The sequence below is a fragment of the Streptomyces sp. NPDC091279 genome, assembly GCF_044757465.1.
Lineage (GTDB): Bacteria > Actinomycetota > Actinomycetes > Streptomycetales > Streptomycetaceae > Streptomyces.
In genome coordinates this window covers 130,754-146,654 of the sequence record NZ_JBIVVA010000004.1, presented here as the reverse complement: position 1 = coordinate 146,654, position 15,901 = coordinate 130,754, and the positions used below count along the sequence as shown (strand labels likewise).

The window sequence follows — 15,901 nt, the reverse complement described above, 5'->3', positions numbered from 1 at the left end:
TGCCTATCGACGCATCAAAAATCAATCATCGGCTTGGGGACCAGTCATGCGACACCGCTACCCGATCAGGGAAATCGCCCGGCAGGCCGGACTGAGCACGGCCACCGTCGACCGTGTCCTGAACGAGCGGGGCAATGTGACCGCGAGCACGATCAGGGAGGTGCACGAGGCCATCACCGACCTGGACCGCCAGCAGGACCAGGTCCGGCTGGGCGGCCGCACCTTCATGATGGACATCGTGATGCACAGCCCGGAGCGGTTCTCGACCGCCGTCCGGGAGGCCCTGGAAGCCGAGCTGCCTTCCCTGCACCCCGCCCATGTGCGCTCACGCTTCCACTTCCGCGAGGCCTGCTCTCCGGAGGAGCTGATCGGGACCCTGGAGAAGATCGCGCAGCGCGGTACGCAGGGCGTGATCCTCAAGGCCCCCGACGAGCCGGAGATAGCCGCCGCCGTCGGCCGGCTGGTCGCGGCCGGCATCCCCGTCGTCACCCTGGTGACGGACCTGCCGCACAGCGCGCGTCTGGCGTACGTCGGCATCGACAACCGCGCGGCCGGTGCCACCGCCGCCTACCTCCTCGGCCAGTGGCTCGGCGGCCGCCCCGGCAATGTGCTGACCACCATCAGCCGGGGTTCCTTCCGCGGCGAGGAGGAACGCGAGATGGGTTTCCGCAGCGCCATGCGGGTCGCCGATCCCCGGCGGTCCCTGGTGGAAGTCACCGACAGTGACGGTCTGGACGCCACCCAGCACGATCTTGTCCTGGAGGCGCTCAAGCGGGACGACCGCATCATCGCCGTCTACTCGGCGGGCGGCGGCAATGTCGCCACGCTGAACGCGTTCGACGCGCTCGGGCGGGAGTGCGCGGTGTTCATCGGGCACGACCTCGACCACGACAACACCCGCCTGCTGAGCGAGCGCCGGCTGTCGGCGGTCCTCCACCACGACCTGCGCCAGGACATGCGCCGCGCCTGCCAGATCATCATGCGTGCCCACAAGGCGCTCCCCGACGACGGCCCGTCGCTGCCCTCGGCGATCCAGGTGGTCACGCCGTTCAACATGCCTCCGGGGGCCCCGTATCCGCCGGCGTCGGAGCCCGCCGAGCCCTTCTGACCCCGGCCTCGCGAGGGGCGCGGTCCGGGGCGCGCCGCCGGTTAGGATATTTGCATGGGGACGCAAGTCAGGTCATGGGACGCCGACGGAGCCGACCGGGCGGTCGCCGTGCTCAAGGCGGTGGCCGATCCGTCGCGGTACCGGCTGCTGTGGGCGTTGAGCGGGCAGGAGCTGCCGGTGAGCGCGCTGGCGGAGATCCTCGGTGCGCATGTCGCCGCCACCTCCCAGCATCTGGCGCGGCTGCGGGCGGCCGGTCTGGTCGACTCGCGCCGGGAGGGCACCCGCGTCTACTACCGGGCGGCCTCCCGGGTGCGCGGCCTGCTGGAGGAAGCGTCGCTGGTGGCCGACGCCTCGGCGGACCGGGACGCCGGTGCGGAGTCCGGCGCGGGACCTGTTCCGGCGGCCGTCGCGCACGAGGACCCGGCCCGTGCGCGCCGGGTGGTACGCGCGCCGAGGCCCGCGACCGAGCACTAGCGGACGGGTCCTAGGGCCGGGGGGCGGGGGCCGGGGCGCCGTTGTCGATGCGGTACTCCTGCGGGTCGGCGTCGTACGCGTACAACTCGGCGTAGCGGCCCCAGTCGGTCGCCGTCTCCAGCTGCCCGGTGACCTGCTCGCTCGTGTAGTGGTGGGCGAGCACATCGCGGAAGAACCCGGCGCGCAGGGTGCCTTCGGGGTTCTGCCGCAGACTGGTGGTGATCAGTCTGACCAACGGTGTCCCGAGGGCCGCCTCCGCGAAGATGGCCTTGGACTCCTGGACGTCGGCCCCGGCGTAGGCCGTGCCGTTGGCGGTGAGGATCAGGTCGTCGTCGCTGATCCTGGCGAAGCCGAGCAGGTCGAGGGCGTCGACCAGGGGAAGGACGTCGTCGATCTCCAGGCCGAGGTCGTCGGCGAGGTCGGCCAGGTCCCAGCGGCCGTCGTGGTGGGCGACCAGCTCGGCGAGGCCGGAGAGGCCGTCGACGCTGGCCGGCGGCAGGGGCGTGTTGGCGGCGGTGCGCTTGTCCAGCTCGACGCCCTCGGGCCGGCCGGGGACGCGGGTCTCCTTGGCGCGGCCGGTCATCACGCGGTAGACGCGGTCGATGAGGTCCTCGAAGGCGGGCGCGTCGCGGTCGCGGGGCCGGTCGAGGCCGACCTCGAAGGTCGCCTTGATGGTGCCGGGCCGTGAGCCGAGGACGACGATCCGGTCCGCCATCAGCACCGCCTCCTCGATGTTGTGGGTGACCAGCACGATGGCCCGGGTGGGGAACTGTCCCGACTCCCACAGCTCCATCAGCTCGCCGCGCAGGTTCTCGGCGGTCAGGACGTCGAGGGCGGAGAACGGCTCGTCCATCATCAGGACGTCCGGTTCGACGACCAACGCCCGCGCGAAGCCGACGCGTTGGCGCATGCCGCCGGACAGTTCCTTGGGGTAGGCGGACTCGAAGCCGTCGAGTCCGATGAGGTCGATGGCCTGCACGGCGGCCTCGGCGCGCTGACCGGCGGGGATGCCACGGGCCTCAAGGCCGAGTTCGACGTTCTGCTGGACGGTCAGCCAGGGCAGCAGGGCGAAGGTCTGGAAGACCATGGCGGTGCCGGGGTTGGCGCCGGTGAGCGGCCTGCCCCGGTAGGAGACGGTGCCGGAGCTGGCCGGGATGAGACCGGCCAGGCAGCGCAGCAGCGTGGACTTGCCGGAGCCGGACTTGCCGAGCAGCGCGACCACTTCACCGGCGCGTACCTGGAGGTCGATGCCGGCGAGGACGGGAAGTGCGCCGTCGGCGCCCGCGTAGCTCTTGGTGAGGGCGGCGGTCTCCAGCAGGACGTCGCCGTCGGCGGCGCGGGGTGCCGTGGGGGCGGGGGCGGCACAGGCGCGGAGCCTGCGCAGGATCTTGAGTGCCATGACGGCCTCCGGAAGAGGGAGAAGTCGGTGGGTGGTTCAGAGGGCGTAACGGCTGTCGGCGAGCCGGTACAGGCGCCGCCACAGCAGGCGGTTGAGGCCGACGACGTACAGGCTCATCACCGCGACGCCCGCGATCAGGTGCGGGAAGTCGCCGTGGGCGGTGGCCTTGGCGATGTAGGCGCCGAGGCCGGTGGCGGTCAGGGTGGTGGTGCCGAAGGTGACGACCTCGGCGACGATGGAGGCGTTCCAGGCACCGCCCGACGCGGTGATGCCGCCGGTGACGTACGCGGGGAAGATGCCCGGCAGGATCAGCCGTTGCCAGCGCTGCCGGCCGCGCACGCCGAGGTCGTCCATGGCCTCGCGCAGGTCGGACGGGATCGACATGGCACCGGCGATGGTGTTGAAGAGGATGTACCACTGGGCGCCGAGCGCCATCAGCAGGATGCCGCCGACGTCGATGGACAGGCCGGTTTTCAGGAAGAACCAGACGGCGAGCGGGAAGAGGAAGTTGGCGGGGAAGGACGCCAGGACCTGGACCACCGGCTGGGCGATGCGTGTCAGCCTCGGGGAGAAGCCGATCTTCACGCCGATCGGCACCCAGATCACCGTGGCGACGGCGACCAGGACGACGACGCGGGCGAGGGTGACGAGTCCGAGCAGCAGCGGTTCACCGAAGACGCCGAGGCCGGTGCGGTCGTGGAGGTAGCGGCCGAGGTCGACCAGGCCCCACAGGATCAGCCCGCCCGCGACGAGGGCGAAGGTGAGGTCGCCGGTGCGCCGCCGTGCCCGGTCGACGGTCAGCGGGCGGTCGTCCGTGCCGAGGACGCGGGCCGCCCTGCTCAGCGCGCGGCCGACGGGGCGCAGCAGCCTGCCGAGCAGGCGGGGCCAGCTGGAGCGGCGCAGGAAGTTCAGGACGACGGAGCGCTGGACCTCGTTGGCCTCGGACTGTTCGTTCTTGAATTTCTCGGCCCAGGCGGTCAGGGGGCGCCAGAACAGGAAGTTCACGCCGATCACCAGGACGGCCATGGTGACGATGGCCCAGCCGACCTTGCCCAGGTCGCCGTCGGTGATGGCGGCACCGGCGTAGCTGCCGACGCCGGGCAGGGCGTAGTCCTTGTTGTTGACGCTGATGGCCTCGGACGCGACGAGGAAGAACCAGCCGCCGCCGAAGCTCATCATGCCGTTCCAGACCAGGCCGATCATCCCGGACGGGACCTCGACCTTCCAGAACCGCATCCAGCGGGTGAACCTGAACGACCGTGACAGCTCGTCGAGTTCACGCGGGAGGGAGGTCAGGGAGTGGTAGAAGCCGAACGTCATGTTCCAGGCCTGCGAGGTGAAGATCGCGAAGATCGACGCGCACTCCAGGCCCAGCATGGAGCCGGGGAACAGGGCGATGAACCCGGTCACGGCCACGGTCAGGAAGCCCAGCACCGGGACGGACTGGAGGATGTCCAGGGCCGGGATGAGAATCCGCTCCAGGCGACGGCTCTTGGCGGCGGCGTAGGCGTACCCGAAGGTGAAGACCGTCGAGAGGGCGAGCGCGACGAACATCCGCAGCAGCGAGCGTGCCGCGTCGTACGGCAGCCGTGACGGGTCGGTGTCCACGTGGACGTTCTGGCCGGTGGAGAAGCGGACCGTGGTGCCCTGTCCGACCCGCAGGACGAGATAGAGCAGGACCAGGACGGCCGCGGCGACCACCACGTCCACCCAGGTGGCACGGGACAGGCGGCCCGCGAGACGGGAGGAGAGCGGCGCCTGTGGGGCATCGGTGCTCGTCCGGAACGACATCACACAACCTCCGGCCACGCGGTGGGCGCGGGCGTCGGCCGGGCGCGCGGGGGCGCCCGGGCGCGCCTGGGCCCGGCGTGGAGAGAAAAAGGCAGAACAGCGGAGAAAGGGAGGGCCGCCGGGGGCCGTTTCGCACGGCTTCCCACGGAGGCGACGCCCCGCCGACGCGGCTCGGGGGCCGCGGTTCAGAGGGGGTGAGTGATCAGAGGCTGCCGAGGAGGCAGCGCGGACTGGGAGGGTCTTCGCCCATGGCTGCCTCCGTTCGGTGACGCGTGCGTCGGATGTGGCATCGCACCTGGTCCGCACGGCGTGGCGGGGTGCGTGCCGGGAGCAGTGTGCCAGCTACTTGCACCTATACGCAAATAGCGAGCTGGGCGGCTCGGTTCTTCCGCACCCCGCTGGGCGGCCGTACCGCCGTCGGCTTCACCTCGGCGGCCGCGCTCACCGCCACGCTGGGCAGCGACCCGGCCGGCATCAGGCTCTCCGAACCCGCGCTGCGCGCCCTCGCCGCGCCGCTGGGCGTCACCGCTCTCACCGTCGACCCGCAGTTCTCGGCGCCCGCCGCCGACCTGGATACGGCACGGGAGCGCACGCACTCCCGGCGCGGCTCGCGTCCCCGGTACGTCGACGTCCTGCGGGTGACCGGCGTCGGGGCCGTCCTCGCGTGCCTGGCGCTGCTGATCGGCTGAGGGACGCCGACCATGACCGTTTCCTCGCCCTGGGACTCCCCGGTACTGGGGTCCCGGCTCCTCGACGGCGCCGATGCGGACGCGGACGCCAACGCCAACAGCCTTGCTGGCTGGGCCCGTTCCGCGTGCCCGGAGGCCGAGGGGCGTATCCGTCGACCGTTTCGGCTCCCCCGTCTACGGCCTCGACGCGCGGGAGATCCGCGAACGTCGTCGTTCCTGTCGCCCGGCGTGCTGGTGGCGAACCAGGCGAGCCGCAGCTCGTCAGCCTAGGTGAAGCCCAACTGGGGCCCGGACAGGGGCCGTTCCTCGCGGCGGACGATCAGCCGCGTCCCCTTCGGGCGGCCGCTGAGGGCGTCGTCGTTCAGCGCCGGAGCCGGTCGTGACGGCGTGCGTGCCGGACGCGTGGAGCGCGTCGATCGGACCGACGTGGTATGGCCGTGCCCTCACCGGAGGGTCGTCGGGCGTGGCGAGGGACGGAGATGACCGGGCCCCTGGTGCGAGGCGTGCCGGAGCAGCGAGGGAAGCTGTGGTGATCAACTCTCGCTGGAGGTAAGTGACATGACGAAGCGTCTGCCGCGCCGCGCGGTGCTGGGCGGAATGTTGGGCGGGCTGGCCCTGGCCTCGGCCGCCATGGGCACGGGGGCCGGTTCCGGGTGGGCCGTGGGACGTGTACCGGGTGCCGTCGGACCGGAGCCGTATGTGCCGGTGGCCGTGGGCAGTGGCGGCGGGCCCGCCGGGTCGGACCGGGTGCATGTCCTCAAGGTCGGTCCCGACACGGCGGGCACCGTCCTGGTGCTGGTGCCCGGCATGTTCGGCGCGGCAGGCGACTTCCGTCTCCTGGCGCGTGATCTGGTCGCGGCCGTGCCCGGCTTACAGGTGTGGGCCCTCGACCGGCGGGAGGAGAACCTCGCCGACCGCTCGGGGTTCGCCGCTCCTGACCCCGTCGGCTACTACCTGGACGGCGGGTACCGCACGCAGGACCCGGCCGCGTCCCCCTTCGCCGCCGACTGGGGCCTGGCGCTGGCCCTCGCGGATCTCCGGGTGGTCGTCCAGGCCGCCGGCCGGGGTGATCGGCGGGTGGTGCTCGGCGGGCACTCCTGGGGAGCGACGACCGCGCTGGCGTACGCGGCCTGGGACTTCGACGGCAGCCCCGGCTACCAGGGGCTCGCCGGGCTGGTGGTCGTCGACGGCGGGGTGCGCGGGGCGTTCGACGGCACGGGCGACCCGGTCGCGGACTCGCCGCAGGAGGTGCGGGAGCGGCTGGCGGCCATCGACGCCGGGGCGGTCTTCGATCGGACCCTGAGCGGGGTGGGCCTGGGCAGCCGCGCGGAGAGCACGCAGATCTGGTACCAGTTGGCCGGGCATTACGCGCTGAGCGACCCCGAGGGCCGTTCCGTCCTCCAGCCCCGTCTGCCCGAGGCGCTGCGCCTGCCGTACCCGGTCAGCAACGCGGGCCTGCTGGGCTTCCTGGTGGACGCGAGCTTCGGTTGGCCGAACGCCATCACCGTGCACTCCGGCCACCTCGCCGACAGCGGGGACGTACGCGGCTGGGTCGACAGCGGCATCACCCCGCTCGGCCGGGTCGCGGCGGCGTACGCCGGTCCGGTGCCTGCGGTGTGGGAGTGGTACTGGCCCGCCCGGCTCTCCGTCGACCTCGATGTCGCCGACGCCTACACGGACTCCGCGCTCGCCGGTTCCCTGGGCCTGCGACTGCACCACGCCCAGCGGCTCGACATCCCGCTGTACGCCTTCGGGACGAGTTACGCGGGCGGCACGATCACGGAGGCGGCGCGCGCGGTGGTGGCCGACTCCCGTATCCCGTACGCCACTTACGAGACCGACGACGGCATGAACCACCTCGACCCGCTCTTCGCGGCCCCGGCCCACAACACCCTCACCCGGACCCTGACGGAGTTCCTGACCAGGCCGACGGCCCGCTGACGGAGAGGCCCGGTCCGGTCGGCCTCCCTCGCGGAGACCGGCCGGACAGCCGTCATGTCCCCTGCGCCCGGCGGGTGTTGTACATCTCCGGCCGCTGACTCGCGTGCGTGCAGGGGCGGTTCCCGAGACACTCGGGCCGCTCCAGGGCGCCGGGAGGGGAGGGCGGGGTGCCTACGTGGGCAACGCTCCACAGGGCAGGGCTCACGGTGTGCAGAACAACCGGCGTCATTCGCCCGACGCCGGTGCCCGCCAGACCAGTCGGGTGCCGCCGCCGGGCGGGCTGTCCAACTCCAGGTGCCCGCCCAGCTGTCCGGCTCGTTCCGCCATGTTGCGCAGGCCGCTGCGGCGACCGTCGGGCGGGGTGCCGATGCCGTCGTCGCGGACCGTCAGGGCGACCTGGCCGGCGTCGGCCTTGAGGGACACGTCGGCGTGCCGGGCGTGGGCGTGGCGGGCGATGTTGGTGAGGGCCTCGGAGAGCACGGCGATCACGTGGTCGGCGGTCTCGCGGGGCACCCGGGTCTCCACCAGGCCCTCCACCCGCAGGCTCGGCGTGAAGCCCAGCACCGGGGCGGCCTCACCGACGACCCGCACGGCACGCGCGCGCAGCCCGTCCCCGCCGGTGCCCTCGCGGGACCGCAGGCCGAAGATCGTCGACCTGATGATCTTGATGGTCTCGTCGAGGTCGTCCACCGCGCGCACCACGCGCTCGGCGGCCTCGGGATGGTCGATGAAGCGGCCCGCGCTCTGGAGGGTCATGCCGGTGGCGAAGAGCCGTTGGATGGCCAGGTCGTGCAGGTCGCGGGCGATACGGTCGCGGTCCTTGAGGACGGCGATCTCCTCGGCGTCGCGGCGCCGGTCGGCCAGTTCCATGGCGATGGCCGCCTGCGCGGCGAAGGCCTGGAGGGTCTCGGTCTCGGTCGCCGAGAAGGGCGGCCGGCCGGCCTCCCGCGCCAGCAGGACCACCCCGTGCACCCCTGCCTCCCGGGTACCGATGGGGACGGCCACGGCGGGGCCGAGGCCCTCGACGAGCGGCGGTTCCAGGGACATGTCGTCGTCGTGGTCGATGTCCGTGCCGGTGACGGGGGCGGCCCGGACGAAGGCCAGCCCCATCAGGCTGCGTCCGGTGGGCAGCACGAGCCCCTGGAGCGAGGCGGCGCCCGTCCCGACGGCGATCTCCACGGTCAGCGACCCGGTCTCCTCCATCGGCAGCGCGACCGCCGCCAGCGCGGAGCCCGTGATCTCGCCGGCCCGCTCCGCGATCAGGGCGAGGACCTCGGTGGGTAAGCCGCCGGACATCAGGTTGTGGGTGATCTCGGCGTTCGCCCGCAGCCAGCGCTCCCGCAGCCGGGACTCCTCGTACAGGCGGGCGTTGTCGATCGCAATGCCGGCCGCGACGGCCAGCGTCGACAGAACCGACTCGTCCTCGTCGTCGAACCGTGCCCCGCCCCGCTTCTCGGTGAGGTACAGGTTGCCGAAGACCTGGTCGCGCACCCGGATCGGAACGCCGAGGAAGGTGTTCATCGGCGGGTGGTCGGCCGGGAACCCGTAGGACGCGGGGTGATCGGAGATCTTCGCCAGCAGCAACGGCTCGGGATGCCGGATCAGTTCACCGAGAATGCCGTGCCCCTCCGGATAGGGGCCGATCCGGGCGATCTGCTCCTCGGTGACGCCGACCGTGTGGAAGGCGGCGAGCCCCTTGCCGTCGGGCGCGATCACGCCGAGCGCCGCGTACTCGGCGTCGACCAGCACCGCGGCGGCCTCGACGATGCTGCGCAGGGCCTGTTCCAGGTCCAGTTCCCGGCCGACGGAGAGGACCGCCCCCAGCAGGGTGTGCACCCGGTCCCGGGTGCCGCGGGCCGCGTCCAGGCGTGCCTGGAGTTCCTCCAGCAGCTCGTCGAGGCGCAGTTGCGGCAGCCGTACGCGAGCGTCCCAGGGCTCCTCGGGCGTTCCCACCGGTGCCTCCTCCGGTTCTGCGAGTGGGCGGGCACTGGCCGCTCCGAACAGGGATCACGGTACCCGCGCCCGCCGGGCCCCGGGACGAGACCCGGGTGCGCGGCACGTGGTTCCCGCCACCCCCGGCCGGTGCCGCCGCCGGTGGGCCACGGGCGGGGGCCGTCCGGGCCCGGACCAGGGCCCAACGGCCCCTGGAAACAAGCCGTTTCGCCGAGGACAGTGGGACACAGGAGCGGCACCGACCCCCCGCGGTGTCGCTCCGCCCGCACACCCGCCGATTCGAGAACCGAGTACCGAACGGTACGGGAAGCCCGCCATGGTCAACGACGACAGCCCTCCGGTCCGACGGGCCCCCGCGCCCGCGCGCCGTGTTCCGCTCGACGGCGCGGAGGCGCTGCGGCTGCTGGGCAGCGTGTCCCTGGGGAGGATCGTCTTCACCCGGCACGCGCTGCCGACCGTGCGCCCGGTCCGGCACGCCCTGGACGACGGGGACATCGTGATCCGCACGGAAGAGGGTTCCGCGCTCACCGCGCACACCCGGCAGGCCGACGGCCCCGGTGTCGTCGTCGCCTACGAGGCCGACGTCCTCGACCCGGACACCCACCTCGGCTGGAGCGTGGTGGTCACCGGATACGCCCGCGTCGTCACCGACCCCGGTGAACTCGCCCGCAGCCAGGCCGCGTTGCACCCCTGGCCCGACCGGGACCAGGAGCGGGACCAGGTGATCCGGGTCCACCCCGATCTGGTCTCCGGGGTCCTCCTCACCACCGACGGCTGACCCGGCACCCCGCTCCCCAGGTCACATCCACCCCCGTCCCACGACGTGCGGGCCGACCGGAACACGGCCTCGTCGTGAACGACGTCGCCGTCGACCGGCACGGCCACTTCCCCGGCGCTGGTGGGCCGTTGGGGGCGCCGTCGGGCGAGGAGGACAGTCCCCGAGGGTCCAACTGACCCGCTGTGCGGGGACGTTCGGCCCTTTCGCGCTGTCCGCCGGTGCCGTTTTGATCGCAGCATGTCCGAGAATCACACGAGGTCGGCACCGCGCCACACGGTCCGTACCGTCGACGGCACGACCGTGGTGACGCTGCGCGGCGAGATCGACCTCGCGGCGGCCGACCCGCTGGTGCCCCGTCTCGACGCCCTGACCTCGGGGCCGCACCCCGATCTGGTGATCGACCTGCGTCCCGTGTCCTTCATGGACTGCGCCGGGCTGCGGGTGCTGTGCCGTACCCGCAACCGGGTGCTGGCCCGGGGCGGGCGGCTCAGGCTGGTCACCGACGGCAAGAACGTCGTGCGGCTGCTGCGTGCCACGGGTCTCGGCCGAGCCTTCGAGGTGCTGTCCGGCCTGCCGCCGCGTGGGCCGAACGGCCCCCTCCCGGGCCGGGAAACGGTCCCGACCGGCCCATCGGCGCTGCCCGTTCGTCCCCTGTGACCCCGGCCCCTGGGCTGTCACCGTCGACTGCGCGACGACGGGAAGGAGGCCCGAGGCGATGAACGACCGCGAGCACACGAGGAAACTGTTCTGGCGCTGGCACAAGAACCCGCTCCGGCGCCGGGACGACCTCATCGAGGCCTGGATCGTGCTGGCGGTGTGGACGGCGACCGTGATCGGCGGCCTGTGCGGGGGCCTTGCCACGGTGCACGCCGCCGACGCGGCCTTCGTGCAGCACCGCGCCGAGCTGCGTCCGGTCACCGCGGTGCTCGTCCACGACGTTCCGGTCTCCCCGTCGAAGCGGGGTACCGAGGCCGACAGGCTTCCGGCGAAGGTCCGTTGGGAAGCCCCCGACGGTTCCCCACGCACCGGCCGCACCCTGGTCGCCACCGGCCGCGCGGCGGGCACCGGCGTCACGGTCTGGCAGGACGGCGACGGCGCGCTGAAGACGGCCCCGGCCAGCCCCACGGAGGCCGCGGGCTCGGCGGCCTTCCTGGGCATCCTCACCGGGCTGGCCGTCGTCGCCGTCGTCCAGGCCGTGGGGGCCGCGGTCCGGTCACGGCTCGACCGACGGCGCCTCGACGAGTGGGGCCGGGAGTGGGAGACGGTGGGGCCGCGATGGGGACACCGGGCCGCCTGACCGACGGAACCGGGCGTGTACGCACGGTCGTTCGCGCCGCGCTGTCGGATGCCGGGTGTGCGCGGGGGGGGGCGCGCGATCTGCTGGGGTGGGGCCGTGCTGGTTCCGGTTGGTCGGGGGCGTTCGTTCTACGTCCGGCGTCTGGGGTGCCGTGCGTCCCGTCGGGGATTCAAGATGCCGCGCCCTGGCCGCCGCCCGCGAACCGACCGTCAAGGTCGAGCACACCCCGCCGCGAACTCGCCCATTGCCGCGTCGCGTTGGCCCTCGGCCGGAGCCGAGCGGCCCGCTCGTTGGGCCGGACGGCCCCTGGCAGCCGTCAGGTGCCCGGTACACGCTGGTCGTGACAGTCGCCGAACCCTGCCGGGAGTCACATCGTGATCACCACCCCCGCGCCCACCATGGCCCGCGCCCTGCCCGCCGAGTACCGGCAACGGCTCCGGGGCATCGCCCGGGAGGCCGCCTTCCCGCAAGGCGCGCGCCTGTTCGAGGAGGGCGGCCGGGCCGACCGGTTCTGGATCATCCGCACCGGCACGGTCGAACTCGACATGCACGTGCCCGGCCGGCGCGCGGCCGTCATCGAGACCCTCCGGCACAACGAACTCGTCGGCTGGTCCTGGCTGTTCGCTCCGCACGCCTGGCATCTGGGCGCCGAAGCGACCACCCCGGTACGGGCCTACGAGTTCGACGCCGAGGCGGTCCGCGTGATGTGCGCGCAGGACCCGGCCATGGGCAACGCCGTCACCCGCTGGGTCGGTGACGTGCTGGCCCACCGCCTGCGCGCCGCCAGGACCAGGCTGCTCGACCTGTACGCCCCGTACGGGGCCGGCGGCCACCGGTGAACGTCGTCCACGCACCGGAGCGGGAAGCGGTCGCCGTGAGCGCCCCGCACACCGTCGGCGACGTCATGACGCGGGCGGTCGTCGCCGTCGGCCGGGACGCCGGTGTCAAGGAGATGGTGCGGCTGATGCGGGGCTGGAAGGTGAGCGCCCTGCCCGTGCTCGAAGGGGAGGGACGCGTCGTCGGCGTCGTCTCGGAGGCCGACCTGCTGCCCAAGGCGGAGTTCCGCACCGACGCGCCCGGCCCGTACCGGGCGCGGCTCCGCCCGGTGGGGAACACGCCCCGGGCACGGCGTCGGCACCTGGCCGATCAGGCGAAGTCCGGCGCGAACAGCGCGGCGGAGCTGATGACCTCCCCCGCCCTCACCGTCCGCCCGGACGCCCTGCTCACCCAGGCCGCCCGGACCATGGCACGCAACCGGGTCGAGCGGCTGCCCGTGGTGAACGGAGTGGGCCTGCTGGAGGGCGTCGTCACCCGGGCCGACCTGCTCGGGGTGTTCCTGCGGGACGACGAGGAGATCGCCCGGGAGATCCGCCGGGGCCTCCTTCCCGGCCTGTTCCCCGGGCCCGGTCCGGTGGTCGGCGTCGAGGTGCGCGAGGGAGTGGTGACGTTCACCGGACAGGTGCGGGACCGCTCGCTGATCCCGGTGGCCGCCCGGCTGGCCCGCGCCGTCGAAGGCGTCGTGGACGTGGAGTTCGGGTTGGCGGACGGGGGATGGGGGCTGGACACCGGGGAGTTGGGGTTGGCGGACGGGGAATTGGGGCCTCACACCGGGGCGTTGGGGTTGGCGGACGGGGCGTTGGGGCTGGACACAAGGGAGTTGGGGTTGGCGGACGGGGCGTTGGGGCTGGACACAAGGGAGTTGGGGTTGGCGGACGGGGAACTGAGCCCAGCGGACGGGGGGTTGGGGTTGGAGGGCGCCGGGCGGCTCTGAGGGGGTCCGATCCTCGCCGGTGCCGACGGGGGCCGTCGCCGACGGGGGCCGGTCGGCCCTAGCAGACGCGCACCCGGCGCGTGATGATCGTCGTCACGGGCAGCCCGTACCGAATCCGCCACCGGGACATACGAGAGGTCGTCATGGCCGACGCACGCACCTTCACGGAGCAGGACCCGATCCGGGTGTTCCTGCTGGACGACCACGAGGTGGTCCGGCGCGGCATCACCGACCTCCTCGACGCCGAGCCGGACATCTCGGTGGTCGGGGACGCGGACACCGTCGCCCACGCCCTCGTCCGCTGCCCGGCGCTGCGCCCGCACGTGGCCGTGCTCGACGTGCGCCTCCCGGACGGCGACGGCATCACGGTCTGCCGTGAGCTGCGCAGCCGGATGCCGGAGCTGGCCTGCCTGATGCTGACGTCGTTCGACGACGAGGACGCCCTGCTCGACGCCATCATGGCCGGGGCCTCGGGCTATGTCCTCAAGCAGATCAGGGGTTCCGACCTGGTCTCGGCGGTGCGGACGGTCGCCTCGGGCCAGTCGATGCTGGACCCCGCGACCACGGCCCGTCTGATGCGCTCGCTGCGCGCCGACCCCGCCGAACCCCCGGCGCTCTCCCCTGAGTTGGCGAGCCTGTCCCCGCGTGAGCGCGACATCCTCGCCCTGATCGGGGACGGCCTCACCAACCGTGAGATCGGCGCGAAGCTCTACCTGTCCGAGAAGACCGTCAAGAACCACATCTCCCGCCTGCTCGCCAAACTCGGCGTCCAACGCCGCGTCCAAGCCGCCGTCCTCGCCTCCCAGTTGGAGCGCCCGGAGCAGGCAGACCGCTCCGTGAGGTGAGCCGGGGACTCAGCATGACGGTGAGCGCGGCGGTGCCGACACCGGCGACGGCCGTGATGATGGGCAACGCCGCCATCCACACCGCCCGGAAGACCAGCAGCAGGATGAGGAAGGCCGGCACGGTGCCGAGGTCCTCGGTGGCCGGGTTCGAGGCCGGGGTGGCGGTGAAGGCCTGGCCGTTCAGCGCGATGCGCAGGCTGCCGGAGGACTCGGCCAGGGCGAGGGTGCGCACCGTCTCGATCCGGGCGTCGTCGGCCGTCGCGTCGAAGGTGACGGTGGCGTACGCCGTCGAGGCGTCCTCGCTGATCTGCTGGGCGCCGGCGTCCGTGTAGGGGCTGACCACGGCGGCCACCCCCGGTGCGTCCGCGACCGTCTCCAGCGTGGAGGTCATGTCCGCGCGGACGGCGTCGTCGGTGACCCTGCCGTCATCGGCCTGCCAGTCGATCCGGCCGCCCTGGCCGCCCGCGCCGACCTGCCCGACCGCGCCGCCCGACGCAGTAGACACGGCCGTGGCGAGCGGACAGGCCCGCCCCACGGAGGGCCTGCCGAGCGGACGGGCCCTCCATGCGCCCGCCGTCGGCGCCTCGCCCCCTCCCGTCACGGCCCGCCGTGCGAGGGCCGGTTCAGCCGTCGGTCGGCCCTGACCCCGGATGACGCGGGCCGGTGGTCGAGCTGCGGATCACCAGCCGGGAGCCGACGCGGAGGAGGCGGCCGACGCCCTGGGGGTCGGGGTCGTCGCCGTGGGGGCGGTTGTTGATGCGGCGCAGGATCTGCTCCGCGGCGAGTTCGCCGAGGTCGCGGGCGCCGTTGTCGACGACGGTGATCGGCGGGTGCCAGTACGGGAACCAGGGTGCCTCCTCGTGGCACACCAGGGAGAGCTGCTCCGGCACCCGGACGCCGAGCTGCACCAGGGCCCCGAGCGCCCCGAACGTCGCCTCGTGGTTGGCGCTGTACAGCGCGGTGGGCGGGTCGTCCGCACCCATCACCCGCAGCGCCGCCTCCGCGCCGAACGGCACGGTGTAGGGACCGCGTGCGCACAGGGCGGGATCGGGTTCGAGTCCGGCGGCGCCCAGGGCGGCGGCGAATCCCGCGTGGCGGTCACGTCCGGAGTCGACGCCCGCCGGGCCGCCGATGAAGGCGATGCGCCGGTGGCCGAGGCCGAGCAGATGCCGGACGGCGAGTTCGGCGCCTTCCCGGTCGCCGGCCATCACGGAGTCACCGGGAGCGCCGTCGGGGGTCCGCATCAGGTTGACCACGGGGATGCCGGCCTCGCTGACCTGACGGACCGTCGCGAGGTTGTCGCCGGTGCCCACGATGATCAGGCCGTCGACGCGGTGGTCCAACAGCATCTCCAGGTAACGGCGTTCGCGCACCGGGTCGGCGTCGGTGACGCACAGCAGCACCTGGTAGCCGCACTCGTCCAGCCGCTGCTGGAGCACCCCGGTGATGGTGTGGAAGGAGGCGTTGACCAGGTTGGTGATCACCAGCCCTATGAGGTTGCTGCGCCGGGTGCGCAGTCCGCTGGCGATCCGGTTCGGGCGGTAGCCGAGGCGTTCGGCCGCCGACTGCACCGCCCGCCGGGTCTGGGAGCTGACCCGGCTCGACCCGCTCAACACCCGCGAGGCCGTGCTCTTGGAGACCCCCGCCGCCTCGGCCACCTGGTCCAAGGTGACTGCCACCGGCCCACCCCCGATCATGAAATCGATCCCATGTGACCCTGCCCGTCAGTCGAAAGGTGGCCGGGTCGTGAGCGCCATGATGGCAGATCCGTTGAAGTCAGCGACGTAAACAGTCCGTTTCACGAGCAATTTCCCACCAGAACGTGATTGACCGCCACCCTGATCCGCTGCCACCG

14 protein-coding genes and 1 pseudogene are annotated in these 15,901 nt (G+C 72.9%); 10 read left to right on the top strand and 5 right to left on the bottom strand.

Annotation, left to right across the window (positions count from 1 at the left end):
- Positions 1-46 precede the first annotated feature (46 nt).
- Together ACIQOU_RS11085 and ACIQOU_RS11080 are read left to right on the top strand one after the other, a co-directional pair.
- Complete coding sequence (locus ACIQOU_RS11085; protein ID WP_401536034.1) at positions 47-1,108, top strand: LacI family DNA-binding transcriptional regulator; 1,062 nt, start codon at positions 47-49, stop codon at positions 1,106-1,108.
- A gap of 54 nt (positions 1,109-1,162) precedes the next feature.
- On the top strand, positions 1,163-1,582 hold the full coding sequence (locus ACIQOU_RS11080) for an ArsR/SmtB family transcription factor (protein ID WP_401536032.1): 420 nt from the start codon (positions 1,163-1,165) through the stop codon (positions 1,580-1,582).
- Positions 1,583-1,592: 10 nt separating this feature from the next.
- Here ACIQOU_RS11080 and ACIQOU_RS11075 read toward each other — a convergent pair whose 3' ends face one another.
- Positions 1,593-2,981 (bottom strand): nitrate/sulfonate/bicarbonate ABC transporter ATP-binding protein, encoded by a 1,389-nt coding sequence (locus ACIQOU_RS11075; RefSeq protein ID WP_401536031.1) that lies wholly within the window; start codon positions 2,979-2,981, stop codon positions 1,593-1,595.
- Positions 2,982-3,017: 36 nt separating this feature from the next.
- The gene (locus ACIQOU_RS11070) at positions 3,018-4,772 is read right to left on the bottom strand and encodes an ABC transporter permease (RefSeq protein ID WP_401536030.1); all 1,755 of its coding nucleotides are present in this window, start codon (positions 4,770-4,772) and stop codon (positions 3,018-3,020) included.
- Positions 4,773-5,053: 281 nt separating this feature from the next.
- On the opposite strand from ACIQOU_RS11070, the gene ACIQOU_RS11065 reads away from it, so the two are divergent.
- Together ACIQOU_RS11065 and ACIQOU_RS11060 are read left to right on the top strand one after the other, a co-directional pair.
- Positions 5,054-5,461: an SAV_915 family protein gene (locus ACIQOU_RS11065; RefSeq protein ID WP_401536028.1), complete on the top strand. Its 408-nt coding sequence runs from the start codon at positions 5,054-5,056 to the stop codon at positions 5,459-5,461.
- A gap of 558 nt (positions 5,462-6,019) precedes the next feature.
- Positions 6,020-7,402, top strand: a complete 1,383-nt coding sequence (locus ACIQOU_RS11060; protein WP_401536027.1) for an alpha/beta hydrolase — start codon at positions 6,020-6,022, stop codon at positions 7,400-7,402.
- Between the two features lie 225 nt (positions 7,403-7,627).
- On the opposite strand, the gene ACIQOU_RS11055 is transcribed toward ACIQOU_RS11060, so the two are convergent.
- Complete coding sequence (locus ACIQOU_RS11055; RefSeq protein WP_401536026.1) at positions 7,628-9,355, bottom strand: GAF domain-containing protein; 1,728 nt, start codon at positions 9,353-9,355, stop codon at positions 7,628-7,630.
- Positions 9,356-9,671: 316 nt separating this feature from the next.
- On the opposite strand from ACIQOU_RS11055, the gene ACIQOU_RS11050 reads away from it, so the two are divergent.
- The 6 genes and pseudogenes from ACIQOU_RS11050 to ACIQOU_RS11025 all read left to right on the top strand — a co-directional run bounded on the left by ACIQOU_RS11050 (position 9,672) and on the right by ACIQOU_RS11025 (position 14,046).
- Positions 9,672-10,133 (top strand): pyridoxamine 5'-phosphate oxidase family protein, encoded by a 462-nt coding sequence (locus ACIQOU_RS11050; protein ID WP_401536024.1) that lies wholly within the window; start codon positions 9,672-9,674, stop codon positions 10,131-10,133.
- A 237-nt stretch (positions 10,134-10,370) separates the two neighbouring features.
- Complete coding sequence (locus ACIQOU_RS11045) at positions 10,371-10,790, top strand: STAS domain-containing protein (RefSeq protein ID WP_401536022.1); 420 nt, start codon at positions 10,371-10,373, stop codon at positions 10,788-10,790.
- A gap of 58 nt (positions 10,791-10,848) precedes the next feature.
- The gene (locus tag ACIQOU_RS11040) at positions 10,849-11,430 is read left to right on the top strand and encodes a hypothetical protein (protein WP_401536020.1); all 582 of its coding nucleotides are present in this window, start codon (positions 10,849-10,851) and stop codon (positions 11,428-11,430) included.
- Between the two features lie 374 nt (positions 11,431-11,804).
- Positions 11,805-12,269, top strand: coding sequence for a Crp/Fnr family transcriptional regulator (locus tag ACIQOU_RS11035; protein ID WP_401536018.1), 465 nt, complete (start codon positions 11,805-11,807; stop codon positions 12,267-12,269).
- Positions 12,270-12,334: 65 nt separating this feature from the next.
- Positions 12,335-12,973: pseudogene (locus ACIQOU_RS11030) on the top strand (CBS domain-containing protein); the annotation flags it as partial.
- Between the two features lie 371 nt (positions 12,974-13,344).
- Positions 13,345-14,046, top strand: coding sequence for a response regulator (locus ACIQOU_RS11025; RefSeq protein WP_401536016.1), 702 nt, complete (start codon positions 13,345-13,347; stop codon positions 14,044-14,046).
- Here ACIQOU_RS11025 and ACIQOU_RS11020 read toward each other — a convergent pair.
- Together ACIQOU_RS11020 and ACIQOU_RS11015 are read right to left on the bottom strand one after the other, a co-directional pair.
- Positions 13,931-14,551: an MMPL family transporter gene (locus tag ACIQOU_RS11020; RefSeq protein ID WP_401536014.1), complete on the bottom strand. Its 621-nt coding sequence runs from the start codon at positions 14,549-14,551 to the stop codon at positions 13,931-13,933. The two genes, ACIQOU_RS11025 and ACIQOU_RS11020, sit on opposite strands and share 116 nt — an antisense overlap.
- A gap of 118 nt (positions 14,552-14,669) precedes the next feature.
- Complete coding sequence (locus ACIQOU_RS11015) at positions 14,670-15,725, bottom strand: LacI family DNA-binding transcriptional regulator (RefSeq protein ID WP_401536012.1); 1,056 nt, start codon at positions 15,723-15,725, stop codon at positions 14,670-14,672.
- Between the last annotated feature and the right edge of the window lie 176 nt (positions 15,726-15,901).

Coding starts and splice junctions, on each gene's coding strand:
- ACIQOU_RS11075 (WP_401536031.1), bottom strand. CDS start 2,981: ATGGCACTCAAGATCCTGCGCAGGCTCCGCGCCTGTGCCGCCCCCGCC.
- ACIQOU_RS11060 (WP_401536027.1), top strand. CDS start 6,020: ATGACGAAGCGTCTGCCGCGCCGCGCGGTGCTGGGCGGAATGTTGGGC.
- ACIQOU_RS11025 (WP_401536016.1), top strand. CDS start 13,345: ATGGCCGACGCACGCACCTTCACGGAGCAGGACCCGATCCGGGTGTTC.
- ACIQOU_RS11080 (WP_401536032.1), top strand. CDS start 1,163: ATGGGGACGCAAGTCAGGTCATGGGACGCCGACGGAGCCGACCGGGCG.
- ACIQOU_RS11070 (WP_401536030.1), bottom strand. CDS start 4,772: ATGTCGTTCCGGACGAGCACCGATGCCCCACAGGCGCCGCTCTCCTCC.
- ACIQOU_RS11050 (WP_401536024.1), top strand. CDS start 9,672: ATGGTCAACGACGACAGCCCTCCGGTCCGACGGGCCCCCGCGCCCGCG.
- ACIQOU_RS11085 (WP_401536034.1), top strand. CDS start 47: ATGCGACACCGCTACCCGATCAGGGAAATCGCCCGGCAGGCCGGACTG.
- ACIQOU_RS11045 (WP_401536022.1), top strand. CDS start 10,371: ATGTCCGAGAATCACACGAGGTCGGCACCGCGCCACACGGTCCGTACC.
- ACIQOU_RS11065 (WP_401536028.1), top strand. CDS start 5,054: ATGTGGCATCGCACCTGGTCCGCACGGCGTGGCGGGGTGCGTGCCGGG.
- ACIQOU_RS11040 (WP_401536020.1), top strand. CDS start 10,849: ATGAACGACCGCGAGCACACGAGGAAACTGTTCTGGCGCTGGCACAAG.